This window comes from Methylobacterium sp. 001424705 (assembly GCF_059816145.1).
This window is the reverse complement of sequence record NZ_JCBANU010000019.1, coordinates 1-16,607: the sequence shown is the minus strand read 5'-3', so window position 1 is coordinate 16,607 and position 16,607 is coordinate 1. Positions and strand designations below refer to the sequence as shown.

The following is a 16,607-nucleotide window of genomic DNA, read 5'->3' as shown; positions in this document are numbered from 1 at the left end:
CTGGAACGCGCCCGCATGGACCACCGACTCTCAGGCCGGCAGCCGCCGCTCCTGGAAGGCGTGGCAGGCCACACCCTCGACCAGGGCCGGGACCTCGATGCGACAGCGCTCGTTCGCGAAGGGGCAGCGCGGGTTGAAGGCGCAGCCCGAGGGGGGATCGATGGGGTTCGGGATTTCGCCGGAGACGGGGATGCGCTTGCGCCCGGTGAGCCCGATATCCGGTACCGCGTCGAGCAGCATGCGCGTGTAGGGATGTTTCGGAGCACGGAAGAGTTCCCGTCCGTCTGCGATCTCGACCACGCGCCCCAGATACATCACGCCGATCCGGTTCGCCATGTGGCGCACGACGGCGAGGTTGTGGCTGATGAAGAGGTAGGTGAGTCCGAGACGGTCCTGCAGGTCGCGCATCAGGTTGAGGATCTGGGCCTGGACCGAGACGTCGAGGGCCGAGGTCGGCTCGTCGCCCACCAGGAACTCCGCCTCGGAGGCCAGCGCCCGCGCGATGGCGATGCGCTGGCGCTGGCCGCCGGAGAATTCGTGCGGATACTTCACCCCGTCATCGGGATGCAGGCCGACGAGGCCGAGGAGGTCCCCGACGCGGCGCCCGATCGCGACCTCGCCCTGCAGCAGGTTGAAGGCCCGGATCGGCTCGGCGACGATCTTTCGGACCCGCCAGCGCGGATTCATCGAGGCGTAGGGGTCCTGGAAGATCATCTGGATGCGGCGGCGCAGGCGCCGACGGGCGGCGGCCTCGCGCGGATCGGTCATCGAGACGCCGGTGATGCGGACGTCCCCGGCGCTCGGCGGCAGCAGGCCCACCACCATGCGGGCCACCGTCGACTTGCCCGAGCCGGATTCGCCGACGAGCGCGAAGGTCTCGCCGCGCCGGATCTCGAAGCTGACGCCGTCGACGGCGCGGAGGATCTGCCTGGGCTGGCGCTCGATGACCCGGGCGAGCCAGGGACGGGACACGTCGAAGGTGCGGCGCAGGCCCTCGATGGCGACGTAGGGGGCCTCCGGGGCGCGGGCGCCCGTCCGGGGCGGAGGCATGACGGGCGCGTTCATGCGGCGGAGGCCTCCGACCGGTCGTAGAGGTGGCAGGCGACCCGATGGGCGCCAACCGGGATCGGGTCCGGCCGCTCCACGCGGCAGCGCCCGAAGACGGAGGGACAGCGGGGGTTGAAGGCGCAGCCCGGCGGAATGTCGGACAGGCGCGGCATCGATCCGGGGATTTGGGCGAGGCGGTCGGTCTCCTGGGCCAGGGTCGGAATCGCCCCCATCAGGCCCTTGGCGTAGGGGTGGAGCGGGTTCTGCACCACGTCGCGCACGGGGCCGATCTCGGCGATCCGGCCGGAATACATCACCGCCACCCGGTCGGCCGCCTCCGCGATCACGCCCATGTCGTGGGTCACCAGCATGACGGCGGTACCCCGCTCGCTGCCGAGGCGCTTCAGGAGCGCGATGATCTGGGCCTGGACCGAGACGTCGAGGGCCGTGGTCGGCTCGTCGGCGATGATGAGCTCCGGTTCGGCGGCGAGCGCCAGGGCGATCACCACGCGCTGGCGCATCCCGCCGGAGAACTCGTGCGGGTAGCCGTCGATCCGCCGCTCCGGGGCCGGGATGCCGACCTCGGCCAGGAGGTCGATGGCGCGCGTCCGCGCCGCCTTCTCGGACAGGTCGGTGTGGGTGCGGATGGTCTCCACGATCTGCCGGCCGACCCGGTAGAGCGGGTTCAGGCTGGTGAGCGGGTCCTGGAAGATCATGCCGATGCGCCGGCCCCGGATGCGCCGCAGGGCCTCCGGCGGCAGGTTGTCGATGCGCTCCCCCTTGAGCAGGACCTGACCGCCGACGATGCCGCCGGGCGGGTCGATGAGGCCGATGACGGCCGAGCCGGTGACAGACTTGCCGGCCCCGGACTCGCCGACGACGCCGAGGATCTCGCCCCGCGCGATGTCGAAGGAGACGTCGTCTATGGCCGTGAGGGTGCCGCGCCGGCCCGCGAAGGCGACGCGCAGGTTGCGGACCGAGAGGACGGGCTCTGTCATGGCAGCTGTGTCATGCCGGCGCGATCACTGGAGTTTCGGGTTCAGGGCGTCGCGCAGCCAGTCGCCCAGCAGGTTGATCGCCAGGACGAGCCCGGCGAGCGCCAGGCCCGGGAAGGCGACGATCCACCACTCGCCGGAGAACAGGAAGCGGTTGCCGGTGCGGATCAGGGTGCCGAGGGAGGGCATCGAATCGGGCAGGCCGGTGCCCAGGAAGGACAGGGTCGCCTCGGTGATGATGGCGAGTGCGAGGTTGATGGTGGCGATGACGAAGACCGGGCCGAGGACGTTGGGCAGGACGTGCCGCACCATGATCACCGGCGAGGACAGGCCGATCAGCCGTCCAGCCTGGACGTAGTCCTTGTTCTTCTCCACCAGCACCGAGGAGCGGACGGTGCGGGCGTACTGCACCCAGAACGACAGCCCGATCGACAGCACGATGAGCCCGATGGCGGCGTTCGTGTCCATCTGGCTGCCGACGGCGGCCTTGGCGACGCCGTCCACCACCAAGGCGATGAGGATGGCCGGGAAGGTGAGCTGCACGTCGGCGATGCGCATGATGAGGGTGTCGACGAAGCCGCCGAAATAGCCCGCCACCAGCCCGAGCACGATGCCGAGGAATCCGGAGACGACGACGCCGAGCAGCCCGACGATGAGGGAGAGGCGGAGGCCGTAGAACACCGCCGAGAGCACGTCGCGGCCCTGGTCGTCGGTGCCGAGGGTGAAGGGCGCGACGCCGTCGGCGTACCAGAGCGGGGGCAGGTTCGAGTTGATCAGCTCGAGCTGGGCCGGATCGTACGGGTTCTGCGGCGAGATCACGGGGGCGGCGAGCGCCAGGAGGACCAGGACGAGGGTGACCGCGAAGGCCCCCATCGCCAGCTTCGAGCGGCGGAAGCTGGCATAGACGTCGGACTCGCGGAAGCGGGCCAGCGCCGAGCGCTGCACCGGTGCTGGCGGGAGTAGGGGGGTGTCCTGCACGGAGGCGCTCATGAGGCCCGTCCCGTGGACAGCCGCAGGCGGGGATCGACGATGGTGTAGAGCACGTCCACCACGAGGTTGATGACGACGAAGATGGCGGCGACCAGCAGCAGGTAGGCCGCCATGATGGGGATATCGACGTTCTGCACCGCCTGGACGAAGAGCAGGCCCATGCCGGGCCACTGAAACACCGTCTCGGTGATGATCGAGAAGGCGATGACCGAGCCGAGCTGCAGCCCCGCGATGGTGATGACCGGCACCAGGGTGTTCTTCAGGGCGTGACCAAGGTGGATCGAGCGGGTGGTGAGCCCCCGCGCCCGGGCGAAGCGGATGTAGTCGGTGCGCAGCACCTCCAGCATCTCGGCCCGCACCAGCCGCATGATCAGGGTCATCTGGAACAGCCCCAGGGTCACCGAGGGCAGAATCAGGGCGCGCAGGCCCGAGGCGGTGAGGAACCCGGTCGTCCACCAGCCCAGCCGCACGGTGTCGCCGCGCCCGAACGAGGGCAGCCAGCCCAGCGTCACCGAGAACAGGAAGATCAGCAGGATGCCGATGAGGAAGGTCGGCAGGCTGATGCCGATGAGCGAGATGGCCAGAAAGACCTTGGCGAGCCAGGTGTCCCGCCGCAGGGCGCAGTAGACCCCCATGAGGATGCCGACGGTGAGGGCGAACAGCGTGGCACAGAGCGCGAGTTCGAGGGTGGCGGGCATGCGCTCGGCCAGCAGCGCCGAGACCGGCTGGCGGAACTGGTACGAGGTGCCGAACTCGCCCCGGGCGACGTTCCCGGCGTAGCGCAGGAACTGCACCGCCACCGGATCGTCGAGCCCGAGATCCTTCCGGATGGCGACGCGCTCGGCATAGGGCGTGTCGACGCCCACGATCTGGTTCACCGGGTCGCCGGCGAAGCGGAACATCGAGAACGCGATCAGGCCGACGGCGAACAGCACCGCGACCGACTGGAGCAGGCGCTGCAGGATGAAGGCGATCATGGGCGGGCGATCCCGTCGTGCACATCGCCAAGACCGGCACGCCGAGCGATCGCAGACCGAAGCGCGACGTCATTCCGGGGCGCCGCAGGCGAGCCCGGAATCCAGGACCGCCGACGGTGTGACGTCCTGCACCACCTTCGTTTCTGGATTCCGGGCTCCGCTGCGCGGCCCCGGAATGACGGGGTGCTCCACGCGCCATCCCGGCGGACACGCCAGCGGATGCGATCGCCCTGTCCCCGCCGGGCGGAGACGCGGGTCGGTGCCAGATCCTGAAACAGATCGGTCATGGGTGTCACGGCTGCTTCGAGACCCAGTAGAGCATCAGCATGTTGTCCGGCCGCTGGACCAGGGTGACCTTCTTGGAGACGCCCCAGGCGAGGGCCTGCTGGTGCAGGGGGATGAAGCCCCAATCGGCCTGGATGGTGTCGAACCCCTCCTTGATCTCGGCGTTGCGCTTGGTCTGGTCGCTCTCGGCCTCGACGGAATCGGCGAGCGCGTCGACCTTCGGGTTGCAGTAATTGCCGAGGTTCCAGTTGCCGCGGCCGGGCTTGGAGCCGTTTCGGCAGCCGGCGATCTCGAACAGGATGTTGTGCGAATCCTGGGAGGAGGGGGTCCAGCCGACGAGGTAGAACGAGGTGTCGTAGGCCGGCGCCAGGACCTTGGCGAAGTACTTGGCCTTGGGCTGCGCGTTGAGGTTCACCTTCACGCCGACCCGGGCCAGCATCGAGACCACGGCCTGACAGATCGCCTCGTCGTTGACGTAGCGGTCGTTCGGGCAATCCATGCCCAACGAGAAGCCGTCCGGGTAGCCGGCCTCGGTGAGGAGCTGCTTGGCGCGCTTCGGGTCGTAGTCCGGCCGCTTGAACTCGGAGGCGCGGGGGAACAGCACCGGCGCGATCAGCAGGGCGGAGGGCGCCGCCTGCCCGCGCATGACGCGCTTGGCGATCGTCTCCTCGTCGATGGCCCGGTAGAAGGCCTCGCGCACGCGCACGTCCTTGAACGGGTTCTTGCCCTTGACGTTCGAGTCCTTCAGTTCGTCGCGGGACTGGTCCATGCCGAGGAAGATCGTGCGCAGCTCCGGCCCGGCCATCACCGTGGCGGTGCCGCTCCCGTTGACGCGCTGGGCGTCCTGCAGGGGCACGGGGTCGATCCAGTCGACCTCGCCGGAGATCAGGGCGGCGACGCGGGTGGCGTCGTTCTGGATGGTGGTGAAGACCGCCTCGTCGAGGTTCGACTCCACCTTGCCCCAGTAGTTCGGGTTCTTCTTGAACACCGTGCGCACGCCGGGCTGGTGCTCGGCGATGATGAACGGCCCGGTGCCGTTCTCGTGCAGGGCGGCGTAGCTGGTGGAGGTGGCGCTCGGCAGGGTCGGCGCGACGGCGCCGTTCTTCTCGGCCCAGGACTTCGACATGATATACCAGGTCGAGAACTGGTACAGGGCGATGGGGTTGGGGCTCTTCAACTTCATGTCGACGGTATGGTCGTCGATCTTCACCCACTCGGCGTCGGACGGCACGTTGGTGGTGAAGTTCGAGCCCGGCGCCCGCACGCGGGTGGCCGAGAAGATCACGTCGTCAGCGGTGAAGTCCGAGCCGTCATGGAACTTCACGCCCTTGCGCAGGTGGAAACGCCAGCGCGTCGGCTCCGGATTCTCCCAGGATTCCGCCAGCATGGGCGCGAGCTTCAGGTCCTTGTCGCGCGTGATGAGCGAGTCGAAGACCGCCCCGTGCATGCCGATGGTGAAGCTTTCCTTCAGGGAGTAGGGGTCGAGGGACTTGATGTCGCCCTGGAAGGCGAAGCGGAAGACGTTCGCGGCGGCGGCCGGGGCGGTGGCGGACAGGCCCAGCACGGCGGCGAGGGCGGTGGCCGAGACGAACGCTTTGACCGTGGACTTCAACAAGGCACCCATCCTCTTCGAGTCTGCTTCCCACGCGACTGCCGACACCTTGGCATGGATCGGGCCAAGCCCGAACCGGGTTCTCCGCGCCGTCCACGCCGAAGCCGCGGACCCGCCACCGCCCATCGACCGGGCCATTTCATGCCCAAAAATCGGTCAATAGCCACGAATCGGTCAAGTCCCAACCCAACGTGGTCGAAACGCAGCGGCGGGTGCATCCGGATGACACGGTTCGGATGCTCGTGTCGGGCCCGGGGGACGCTCCCCGAGCGCGGGCGCCGCTCCATATGATTTACGATCAGGCACTCGACGGAGCCGGCGCGCCGGTGCTTGGGCTCGGCGCGGGGCGTGCACCACGCCCGGTTCGTGCTGGGCCGATCGTCACCGAGGACCCAGGGAGTTCGACATGGCCGATCTCGACCACACGCTGCAGCGCTTCCAAGGCCTCCTGCTGGCCGAACAGCCCGTCGCGATCGGCGAGGCCGAGGACGCGATCTGGGCGTATCTCTCCCAGGCCCAGGGCCTGTCCGCCCAGATCGAGGCCCTGGAGCGGCTGCAGGAGGCGGTGAGGCCGTGGGACAGCCACTCGCCGTTCCTGCCGCAATTGCGGGCCGCCCTCGACCGGCATCGCACCCGCCTGGCCGAGCCCTCGGCCTGACGGAGGTCGCCCCGCCCTTGCGCCTCCTCAGCTACAACATCCGCCATGGCCGCGGCACCGACGGGCGCGTCGACCTGGAGCGCGTCGCCCGTGCCATCCGGTCGAGCCACGCCGACATCGTCGCGCTGCAGGAGGTCGATCTCGGCCGTGCCCGGACCGGCGGCGTCGACCAGGCCCAGGCCCTCGCCCGGCAGCTCGGCCTGCGGGCGCATTTCCACGCCGCGCTCCAGGTCGAGACGGAGCGTTACGGCGACGCGATCCTCACGCGGCATCCCTCCCGCCTCATCAGGGCCGGGGGCCTGCCGGGGCTCGCCGGTCGGCCCGGTCTCGAGCCGAGGGGCGCCCTGTGGGTGGAGGTCGCGTGCGACGGACACCGCCTTCAGGTCCTCAACACCCATCTCGGCCTCGTTGCGGCGGAGCAGAAAGGGCAGCTGGCGGCGCTGCTCGGTCCCGACTGGCTCGCGGCGGCATCGGCGGCGGGACCGGTGGTCCTGGCGGGCGACTTCAACGCAACGCCGTGGTCGCGGGCCTACCGCCAACTGACCGCGCGGCTCAGCGACGCCCGCGCAATCGCGCGCAGCCGGGCGGGGCGCGCGACCTTCCCCAGTCGCTGTCCGGTGCTGCGCCTCGACCACGTCTTCGTCGGCCCCGGCCTCCGGGTGGACCACGTGGCGGTGCTGCGCGACGGTGACGCGCGTCGCGCGTCCGATCATCTCCCGCTCCTGGCCACGCTGGATTTCGCCGCGCCGCCGCGGGCGGTGCGGCGGCCTCAGGACACGCCGGCCGCCGCCCCCGAGGCCTGAGTCGCGGGGGCCTCTGCGGGGTGCTCGCCCCGCCGGACCTGGTCCAGGGCGCCGGTCCGGCGCCAGGGCCGCCAGGCGTCGCGCACGCTCGCGGGGTCGCCGAGATGCCAAGACTCCACCACGCGCGCCAGGGCGCCGCGGGGTGAGGGCACCACCGGGCAGAGCCGGCGGGGCGCCACCAGGGCGGGGTCGTCGAGCACTGCGCGCAGGGAGCCGCGCCGGCGCACGGCCTCCTCGAAGATATCGCGCGGGCAGCCCGCATGGTGCGCGAGCAGGCCGTCCCGCAGCCGCAGGATGGCGGATCGCAGGAGGGGCGCGTCCTCGGCCGGCAGGACCTCGAGGGCGAGGTCGCACTCGCTGTCGTAGCCGAGGGAGCGGTTGTTGAGATTGGTCGACCCGACGCGCACCAGGCGATCGTCGAAGATGCCGACCTTGGAATGCACGAGGATCGGGCGTCCCTCCGGCGTATGCGGCGCCAGGATGCGGAGGCGGTCGTGGCGGTCGGCCGCCCGAAGCTTGTGGATCAGTCCCCGCCGGGCGCTGTCCATGGTCAGCCGGTCGAAGGCGTTCGGGCTGCGCTCGGCCACCACGATGATGATTTCCGGTCCCTCGGCCTCGCCGAGGCGCTCCATCAGCGCGTCGCCGATCAGGGGCGATGTGAGGTACTGGTTCTCCAGGTAGATGACGCGGGCGGCGCCCCGGATGGCGGCAGCGTACAACGCGGCGTTCTCTTGCAGAGCCACGCGCTTCCGGCCGGCGGGCCGGGTGCGCGACAGGGCGACCGACATGTCCCTGAGGAGCGGTGTCACGGAGGCCGGCCAGGGCGTGCCGTCCCGCGCGGGCGGGGGCGTCAGCCGCTCGCCGGTTGCATCGAGCCAGCGTTGGCGCGCAAGGTCCCCCAGGGCGGCCGCCGCCGGACCGTCGACCGCCATCATGATGTCGTGGCGCGGCGGATAGGCCTCGCCGTTCGGGAGGCGCCGGCGCGGATCGCCGTCCCGGTGGGCCGGCGTGTCCCAGCGATTGGCCTCGAAGTCGCCGCCGCCGCAAAAGGCCATCGCATCGTCGACGACGAGGATCTTCTGGTGCTGGCAGGCGCCGAAGGGCAGCGTCGCATCGACCCGGTACGTGATGCCGGGACCGAGCAGGGCGCGGACCGCCGCGGGCGTCAGGTCCCGTCCGGCAGAGAGCGGCCACGGCATGTCCCAGATCAGAAGATGGATCGCGAGGTCCGGCCGGCAGGCGCGCAGGCTCTGGAGGAGGTCCGCCAGGGTTTCCCCCTCCGGGGCATGGCTGCCATCCGGCGCGAGGCGCAGGCGCGGGTCGAAACTCCAGCCGATCAGCAGGACGGAGTGGCGCGCCGCCAGCATGGCGCTGCGGGCGGCCGCGAAATACGCGGCGCCGTCATGGAGCACGGCGACCCGATGGGCCTGCTCGATGCGCCAGCAGGTCTGGCCCGGCCGCAGCCAGCGCCCCTCGGGGCGGGGTGGCCCCGGCGCGGGGGGGCCGGGCGCCCGGGAGGCTCGCGAAGCCGGATGCAGTCCGCGCGCGGCGAGCTTCGCCTGCACCCGGCGACGCGTCACCGCGACGGCGGCGAGGGTCGCGGCCAGGCCGAGCCCCAGCGGAATCCAGTGGGCGGCCGAGTCGGCCGCCGTCCGGCCGATCACGCCGAGATACACGCAGAGAATCGTCCCGGGGATCATGCCGAGGAGGGTCGAGACGAGGAAGTCCCGCATGCGGACGCGCGTCAGGCCGAGGATGTAGTTCTGCGCATTGAAGGGCACGAAGGGACTGACCCGCATCAGGGTCAGCAACTGCCATCCGCCGTCGCCCACCGCCTCCATCGTGGCAACCATCGCGGGACGCCGGGCGATGACGCGCTCGACGCGCTGCCTCAGGACGGATCGCGCCGCGAGAAAGGCCAGGACCGAGCCGATCGTCGCCGCTGCGAGGACGATCGGCAGGGACCACCATCCAAAGGCCAGTGCGCCGGCGATCGTCAGCGGCGTGCCCGGGATCACCAGCAGCGTGGCCAGGATGAAGAGGGCCGCGAAGGCGACGGGACCGAGGGGGCCGAGTCCTGCCGTCCAGGCGCCGAAGGCCTGGAGCCAGTCCTGAACCGGCAGGAGGAACCAGACGGCAGCCGTTGCCGCCAGACCGAGCAGGATGAGAAGCCAGGAGCGCATAACGGTTGATGTCAAACGGCCGCGCTCGCGTCACGCCGAAAATCGATGAACGCTCCGCTTCTCCGGCTTCGTCTCACCGCGTCTCCCGTTCCCCCGGCTGTTCCGGCACGGTCACACAGAATGCTTCGCGCGTCGAAGCGATGCGCTGCAGCATCCACCTTTGCACCCTCGCGGCGCATCCGCTATCGCTCGCGCAACCCAGCCCACCGGCTGGCCGGACGATCAGGCCATGCGCCGCGAGCCCGGCGATGGGGCGCGACAACGCAGGATTCAAAAGCCATTCCCCAGGATGCCGAGATCACCTTCCGCGGCCGTGGGCGCGGCGTCCTCTGCGACGCGGGACTTCGGCTCGAGGTCTGCCCGCTCTGCTCCCAGGCGAACACCCCGCGCGGGGCAGAGGCCGGCCGATGCGCCTGGTGCGCCTACGTCCCCTCCCTCGACGACGTGGAGCCTGCGCGCGCGAAGGATCCGTCGCACGCCGCCGATTAGGCCCGGGCGCGCGGCGCATCCGCCCGCCTCGACCGGGCGCCGATCGGCCGCCTCGGCCAGCATCACCCAGCAGCGCTGAGCGCTCCGCATCGCCGCCAGGGTCTCGTGGCTTTGGGGGAGGCCGTCGCCTGCGACACGGTCGAGACACATGGGAAGTCAGCGGTCGAGCCCCCGGTCAGCCGAATGATCCCGCCGATCCCGTCGGCCTCTCGAATGTGCACGTGGGTCGTGCGCTTCAGGAACTCGGGCGCCGAGGCGTGATTGAACACAAGGGTGGGACGCGGAAGCTCCGCAATCGTCAGCCTCTGAAATCGATCGCGGAATCCAATCCGAAGTCCCTGTACCTGGGAACGCTGGCCACGGCATGACCATGAAACTCCAGCCCGTTCAGATCGCGACGGGCAGCAATGACCGCGAGAGCCGGTTGGTTTTCGAGGATGGGATTCTCGTCGCCGTGCTCGTCCAACTCTCCAGCGAGCATGACTCCGAGGCGGGACATTGGTTTCTGGAGGCGGGCTTCGGGTGCGTGGAGGATCCGCGTGCGCCGATCTTCGCGGATCTCGACGAAGCGCAGGCTTGGATTGCCCGGCAATTGTCGGAGGGCCGGTCCTTCGGCTGAGACGGCCCGCGTTCGCGCGTCGTCTCGATCACACCGCGTTGCGGATCGCGACGCAAAGGTCTTCGTGCGTGGCAATCCTCCATGGCGTTGATGTGTGTGAATGTGTAGTCCGCAATCGTCGGACATGGTCTCCCCGTCGCGCCGTCTTCGGATCGACCGGGTCTCACCGATGCCTTGCCCCCCGATCGTGTCGGCGAGACCATTCAAACGCTGAAGCACAGAGAACGATAAAGTGTAGAATCGTTACCTTCAGACAGATGACGATAGTCTGTAATACTCGCTTCCATCGCCGCTGATCCTGCGGGATCGGGTGGGGTCTGGACAGCGTAATGCTGTACGACAGCCTCCTTCCTCGGCGATGATTTTCGGATCTGAAAATCCGTGGTGCAAGAACCTATAATTTACTTTCAGGGCTCTATTCTCTCCGTGCTGGCGCACCCCGGATGCGCACCGGAGCGGCGACGTGATGCAGGCAGTCCAGGTTCTGGCGAGACCGGAGACGATTCCAGGGCAGGCTGAGGCCGCCCTCGGTCTGGCGCCGTATCTCGATGTGGTGCGACAGGGGTTCATCGTGTTCGAGCGGGGCCGGCTGGTCCTCTGCACCGGGCCGGCGCGGGAGCTTGTGGGTGGGTTCGGCCTGCCCGATCGTCCCAGTCTCCGTCAGGCCCTGCACACCCTCTGCCGCCTCCTGCCCCTCCGCAGGAACGCCTTGTTCGCCCAGGTGCGGCGCGCCCTGGAGCGCTGCGAGGGCCTTGCCTTCGAGATCCTGCGCGCGGGGTTGACGCTCGAGATCGGCATCCAGCCCTTCGGCCCCTCCCGCGGGGCCTGCCAGGGTTGGACCATCACCGTCGAAGACGTCACCCTGCGCCGCGCCGCCGAGATTGCCGCCAGCGAGCGGGCGCGCCTCGACCCCCTGACCGGCCTGCCGAACCGCCTACACCTGCGCGAACGCCTTGAGGATGCGCTCGTCCAGGTGGAGACCTCCGACGGCACCTGCGCGGTGCTTCTGGTGGACCTGGACCGGTTCAAGCCCGTCAACGACACCCTGGGTCACGCCATCGGCGATGCGCTCCTCGCCAAGGTCGCCGACCGCCTCAGTGCCACGCTCCGTCCCAGCGACACGGTCGCCCGCATCGGGGGAGACGAGTTCGTCGTGGTTCAGCACGGCGTGACGGACCTCGAGGAGACGCGCGTCCTGGCGCGCCGCATCGTCGACCTGATCGGCCGCACCTACATGATCGAGGGGCAACTGCTCACCATCGGCGCCAGCGTCGGCGTGGCCGTGGCGCCCCGCGACGGGACCGACGCGGATCGTCTCCTGAAATGCGCCGATCTCGCCCTCTACCGGGCGAAGCTCGATGGGCGCGGGGCCTTCCGCTTCTTCGAGGCCGAGATGGACGCGCGCATGCAGGCGCGGCGTCGCCTCGAACTCGACATCCGCCAAGCCCTCGGCCGGCGCGAATTCTCACTCCATTACCAGCCGCAGCTGAATCTCCAGAACGATCGCGTGACCGGCTGCGAGGCGCTGCTGCGCTGGCATCACCCGGAGCGCGGCATGGTCCCCCCGGGAGAATTCATTCCCCTCGCCGAGGAGATCGGGCTGATCGTCCCGATCGGCGAATGGGTCATCCGCCAGGCCTGCCGCGATGCCGTGACGTGGCCCGCGGCGATCACCGTCGCGGTGAACGTGTCGCCCGCGCAGTTCAAGGGCGATCGTCTCGTCGAGGTCATCGTCTCCGCGCTGGCAGGTTCCGGACTCCCCGCGAGCCGCCTGGAGATCGAGATCACCGAGGGCGTGCTGCTCCAGGAGAACGAGCGCACCCTGCGGACCCTGCACCGGCTGCGGGCCCTCGGCATCCGCGTCTCCATGGACGATTTCGGGACCGGGTACTCCTCCCTGAGCTACCTGCGCTCGTTCCCCTTCGACAAGATCAAGATCGATCGTTCCTTCGTGGCCGACATCACCCAGAAGCCGGACGGAGACGCGGTGATCCGCGCGATCGCGGGTCTCGGGCGCAGCCTCGGCATGACCACCGTCGCCGAGGGCGTCGAGACCGAGGACCAGATGCGCCGCATCCGCGCCGAGGGCTGCACCGACGTCCAGGGCTACCTGGTGAGCCGTCCGATCCCGGCCGAGGCGCTCCTGGCCCTCTTCACCGACCTCGGCCCGCACGGCCTCGCCCAGGCGTGAGGCGGCCGCCCCCGACCCTGTTCCCCCTTTCCGGAGATCGGAAATGAGCGACCTCTACCGTCTCGTCTATGCCAGCAAGAACCTGCTTCAGGTGCCCGACGCCGAAGCGAGCCACGCGGTGGCGCAGATCCTCGAGACCTCGCAGCGGAACAACGCCGAGGTCGGCGTGACCGGCGCCCTGATGTTCAACGGCGGCGCCTTCGCGCAGGTGCTGGAAGGCCCGCGCCAGGGGGTGGAGCGGACCTTCGAGCGGATCCAGCGCGATCAGCGGCACGGTGACGTCACGGTTCTCGAATGCGGGCCGACCGAGGCGCGGGGCTTCGCGAACTGGTCCATGGCCTTCGTCGGTCAGGCCGAGACCGGACAGACGCTGTGGAGCGATCTCGCCCGCGAGAGCGGGTTCGACCTGTCCCGCCTCGACGGCGACGCCGTGTTCCGGATGCTCCACGGTCTGGTGATCGAGGAGGAGGGCATTCCCGCCTCCGCGCCGGTGCCCGTCGATCCGGGCACCGCGGACGCCCCCGCGGCGGCTCCGGCGCCCGACAGGACCGGTCTCGACGTCGACCGTCTCCGCGCGGAGGTGGCCGACCTGCGTCCGGTCAACCCGCCCGGTCCAGCCGGCCATCCCGCCGCGTCCGATCACGCCGCGCTGGTGGTGCTGCGGGAGGCGTTGGCTCAGGAGCGGCGCCGGACCACGGCGTTGCGCGAGGAGATCGACGACCTGCGCATCGCGCGGGCACAGGACAGCGCCGCGGTCGAGGCCCTCCGCCGGGAGCGCGACATCTGGGTGGAGCGCGCCCGCTGCCTGGCCTCGGCCCTGTGCCGCGAGGCCGAGGCGGTCCGCAGGTCGCCCGACGCGCCCGTCGTCGCGGCGTCCGTCCGAGCCGCGTGACGGGCCCGGGACGCAGGTCGAGCGTGTCAGGCGCGTCGATGCACTTCCGCCGGCCTGCCACCCGGCCGGCCGATGAGCGCGCGCCACCAGGCGGAGAAGGTTCGCGCATCGGCGAGCCGTGTCCGAAGAGGCCGGCGACGGGGTAGGCAGGCCTGCAGCGACGGGCTCAGGCGGGGATCGGCGCGATACATCGGGCGTGCTGCGATTCGTCTGTGATGGCGGTGGCCGGAGGGGGTGTCGGGATCGGGGCGCCGATGACCGTGAGACTCAGCCCTGGAGGCCGAGGATCAGCAGGACGACGGTGGCGACCGCCGGAACGGCGCAGAGGAGCAGGTCGACGATCAGGCGCGGTTGTCGAGGATCCGACCGGCTGGGGGAACGGCGCGCGACGCCGAACATCAGTTCGCCCGCGAAAGGTCGGACGCCGCAGCCATCCGACGGGGCGCAGCGAGGTGGATGGCGGCGACCCGCGGCATGTCCGTCGCCGCCGTCACGTCCTTTGCAGCCGATTGCGTCCGCTGGCCCGCGGATACGAGGACGAGGGTGCCCAGCGCCACGACCGCCAGGACGGCCAAGCCGCGCGCGAGGGGGGCCAGCGGCCGGGCCGCCGGACCTGCGGAGCGCATCGGCGCGCCCGCCCGCAGCGGCGGCAAGGCGTCCGTGGGATAAAGGGGCCTCAACTCGGCCATGGCGGAACTCCGACCTAAACTCACGACCTCGTTTTATGTGGGTAAATTTCCCACGTCAATCAGAGTCAGTGGAGATCGGGTGTCGGGACGCACGCCGTGGGATTGTCTCCCACAGCCCGGCGGCTATGGTGTGCGCATGGCCGATCCGACCGAGACACCTTCCGAGGGGGCGAACCTCCACGCCCCCGTCGCGCGTCTGCTCCGGCCGCTCGTGCGCCTCTTCGTGGCACGGGGCATCACCTTTCCGGCGCTCACCACGCTCCTGCGCGAACTCTACGTGAACGTCGCCGAGTACGACTTCGCGCTGCCGGGCAAGGAGCAGACCGACAGTCGGGTCAGCCTGCTGACCGGGATTCACCGCAAGGAGGTCAGCCGCCTGCGCGGCGCCGGCGCCCCCGTCAGCGCCGTGCCGTCCTCCCTGTCGCGGACCAGCCGGATCATCGCGCGCTGGCTCGCCGATCCCGCCTTTACGGACCCGGACGGCCAACCCCGGCCCCTGACGCGGGCGAGCGACGGGAAGGGCCCTTCCTTCGAGGATCTCGTCGCGGCCGTGACCCGCGATCTGCGCCCCCGCGCCGTTCTCGACGAGTGGCTCGACCGGGGACTCGTGGTCGCCGATGCCGACGGGCACATCGTCCTCGCGGAGGCGGCCTACGTGCCGAAGGGCGGTGGGGAGTCGCAGCTCTATTACTTCGGCCGCAACCTGCACGACCACATCGCCGCGAGCGTCGCCAACATCACTGCGCCGACCCCGCGCTTCCTCGAGCGCGCGGTTCATTACGACGGCCTGTCGAAGGAGCTGGCCGATCGCCTCGAGGCCCGCGCCCGCGAGATCGCCATGGAGGCGCTGCAGCAGGCCAACCGCGAGGCCCACGCGGCCTGTGAGACCGATGCCGGCGGCGCCCATCGCTGGAATTTCGGCGTCTACGTCTATGCCGAGGATGGGCCGGCCGCGGCGGCGAAGGCGTGAGAACAGCGTCCATGCGCGCACCGAACCGCCGCGACGCCCTGCGCCTGCTCGCCGTGGCGCCCCTCGCGCTTGCGGCCCGCGCCGACCCGCTCCCACCGATCCGCGACCAAGGCATCGGCGGCACCGGCGCGCGCCCGAGCCACCCGCCGGGTGACGGATCGGAGTCGGAGGGCGACCGCGGCCTGGGCGGCACGGGCGTGATCGGAACGATCCGCAAGTTCGGATCGATCATCGTCAACGACCTGCGCATCACCTATCCGCAGGACGTCCCCGTGCGGATCGACGGGCGACCGGCGGCGGTGAGCGACCTTCGGATCGGGCACGTGGTCCGCGTCGTCGCTCTCGAGACCGGCGGCATCCTCGCCACGGGCCGCATCGACGTCACGAGCGAGGTCGTCGGACCGGTCGAGGCGCTCCGGAAGGGCGGACTGACCGTCCTCAGCCAACGGGTCGCCCTGCCGACGACCCAGCGTGACGGATGGAGGGTCGGCGATCGCGTCGCGGTGAGCGGGCTGCGGCGCCCCGACGGCGTCGTCGTCGCCAGTCTGGTGGAACGGCGGTCGGAGGGAGCCGCGCGGGTGGCCGGTCCGGTCCGACGGGGGCCGGATGGCAGCCCGGCGATCGGCAATCTCCGCCTCGTCGGCGTCGATGCCGGGCAGATCGGACGGCGCGCCATCGTCACGGGCGTTCCGGCGGGGTCGAGCCTCACGGTGACGGGGTTCGAGGAATCGCGCGCCCTGTTCGTTCCGGGCCTGCGCCGCGTCTCCATCGAGGCCTATGTCGGCCGAAATGCCCGGGGTCTCCAGATCGGGTCCGGCCTCGACATCGCCGGTCGGCCCGATCCCGGATTGCCCCGCCGCGGCAGCGTCCGCGCGGTCGTCACCGCCGAGCCGGCCCGTGACGGCCGCCTCGCCGTCGAGAGCCTGCGCATCGACACGCGCGGCACCGAGCGCCCCGGCCCTCAGACGGGTCCCGATCGGGGATCGCTCCCGAGATCCGAGGGCCGTGGTTTCGAGGGGCGCGGCCTCGACGGACGCATGCCCGGGAGCCAGCCCGGCGGCCCACCGCGCTTCGATATCGATACCCGCTTGCCGTCGGGCGGCGAGCATGCACGCCCCGGGGGTGGGTTCGGGGGTGGACCGGGCGGCATCGAGCGCCCCGGCGGGTTCGAGCGCCCCGGCGGCTTCGGACGTGGTCCGGGGGGAGG

The 16,607-nt window shown here is 70.5% G+C and carries 14 protein-coding genes; 7 read left to right on the top strand and 7 right to left on the bottom strand.

The window, feature by feature from the left end:
- Positions 1-30: 30 nt before the first annotated feature.
- The 5 genes from AC6EUL_RS14935 to AC6EUL_RS14915 form a co-directional block, all read right to left on the bottom strand.
- Complete coding sequence (locus tag AC6EUL_RS14935) at positions 31-1,050, bottom strand: ABC transporter ATP-binding protein (protein WP_056269968.1); 1,020 nt, start codon at positions 1,048-1,050, stop codon at positions 31-33.
- An 11-nt stretch (positions 1,051-1,061) separates the two neighbouring features.
- Entirely contained in the window at positions 1,062-2,045 is a 984-nt protein-coding gene (locus tag AC6EUL_RS14930; protein WP_056217362.1) for an ABC transporter ATP-binding protein, read from the bottom strand.
- A gap of 24 nt (positions 2,046-2,069) precedes the next feature.
- Positions 2,070-3,032, bottom strand: coding sequence for an ABC transporter permease (locus AC6EUL_RS14925; RefSeq protein ID WP_499870979.1), 963 nt, complete (start codon positions 3,030-3,032; stop codon positions 2,070-2,072).
- Positions 3,029-4,009: an ABC transporter permease gene (locus AC6EUL_RS14920; RefSeq protein ID WP_056217371.1), complete on the bottom strand. Its 981-nt coding sequence runs from the start codon at positions 4,007-4,009 to the stop codon at positions 3,029-3,031. The genes AC6EUL_RS14925 and AC6EUL_RS14920 overlap by 4 nt, the downstream gene beginning before the upstream one ends.
- A 292-nt stretch (positions 4,010-4,301) precedes the next feature.
- Positions 4,302-5,909, bottom strand: coding sequence for an ABC transporter substrate-binding protein (locus tag AC6EUL_RS14915; RefSeq protein WP_499870976.1), 1,608 nt, complete (start codon positions 5,907-5,909; stop codon positions 4,302-4,304).
- Positions 5,910-6,312: 403 nt separating this feature from the next.
- Between AC6EUL_RS14915 and AC6EUL_RS14910 the strand changes: the two genes are divergently transcribed.
- Positions 6,313-6,564 (top strand): hypothetical protein, encoded by a 252-nt coding sequence (locus AC6EUL_RS14910; RefSeq protein WP_056269502.1) that lies wholly within the window; start codon positions 6,313-6,315, stop codon positions 6,562-6,564.
- Between the two features lie 17 nt (positions 6,565-6,581).
- A complete protein-coding gene (locus tag AC6EUL_RS14905) occupies positions 6,582-7,367 on the top strand; it encodes an endonuclease/exonuclease/phosphatase family protein (protein WP_499870974.1) in 786 nt (261 codons plus the stop codon).
- Here AC6EUL_RS14905 and AC6EUL_RS14900 read toward each other — a convergent pair.
- The gene (locus tag AC6EUL_RS14900; RefSeq protein WP_499870972.1) at positions 7,334-9,565 is read right to left on the bottom strand and encodes a VTT domain-containing protein; all 2,232 of its coding nucleotides are present in this window, start codon (positions 9,563-9,565) and stop codon (positions 7,334-7,336) included. The two genes, AC6EUL_RS14905 and AC6EUL_RS14900, sit on opposite strands and share 34 nt — an antisense overlap.
- A gap of 838 nt (positions 9,566-10,403) precedes the next feature.
- Between AC6EUL_RS14900 and AC6EUL_RS14895 the strand changes: the two genes are divergently transcribed.
- The 3 genes from AC6EUL_RS14895 (at position 10,404) to AC6EUL_RS14885 (ending at position 13,741) form a co-directional block, all read left to right on the top strand.
- A complete protein-coding gene (locus AC6EUL_RS14895; RefSeq protein WP_499870970.1) occupies positions 10,404-10,658 on the top strand; it encodes a hypothetical protein in 255 nt (84 codons plus the stop codon).
- Between the two features lie 466 nt (positions 10,659-11,124).
- The gene (locus AC6EUL_RS14890) at positions 11,125-12,849 is read left to right on the top strand and encodes a putative bifunctional diguanylate cyclase/phosphodiesterase (RefSeq protein ID WP_499871064.1); all 1,725 of its coding nucleotides are present in this window, start codon (positions 11,125-11,127) and stop codon (positions 12,847-12,849) included.
- Between the two features lie 43 nt (positions 12,850-12,892).
- Entirely contained in the window at positions 12,893-13,741 is an 849-nt protein-coding gene (locus AC6EUL_RS14885; RefSeq protein ID WP_499870968.1) for a BLUF domain-containing protein, read from the top strand.
- A 398-nt stretch (positions 13,742-14,139) separates the two neighbouring features.
- On the opposite strand, the gene AC6EUL_RS14880 is transcribed toward AC6EUL_RS14885, so the two are convergent.
- The gene (locus AC6EUL_RS14880) at positions 14,140-14,430 is read right to left on the bottom strand and encodes a hypothetical protein (RefSeq protein ID WP_499870966.1); all 291 of its coding nucleotides are present in this window, start codon (positions 14,428-14,430) and stop codon (positions 14,140-14,142) included.
- 136 nt (positions 14,431-14,566) lie between these two features.
- On the opposite strand from AC6EUL_RS14880, the gene AC6EUL_RS14875 reads away from it, so the two are divergent.
- A complete protein-coding gene (locus tag AC6EUL_RS14875; RefSeq protein WP_499870964.1) occupies positions 14,567-15,400 on the top strand; it encodes a DUF6502 family protein in 834 nt (277 codons plus the stop codon).
- An 11-nt stretch (positions 15,401-15,411) separates the two neighbouring features.
- On the top strand, positions 15,412-16,607 hold a 1,196-nt coding region (locus tag AC6EUL_RS14870; protein WP_499870962.1), incomplete at its 3' end, for a DUF5666 domain-containing protein.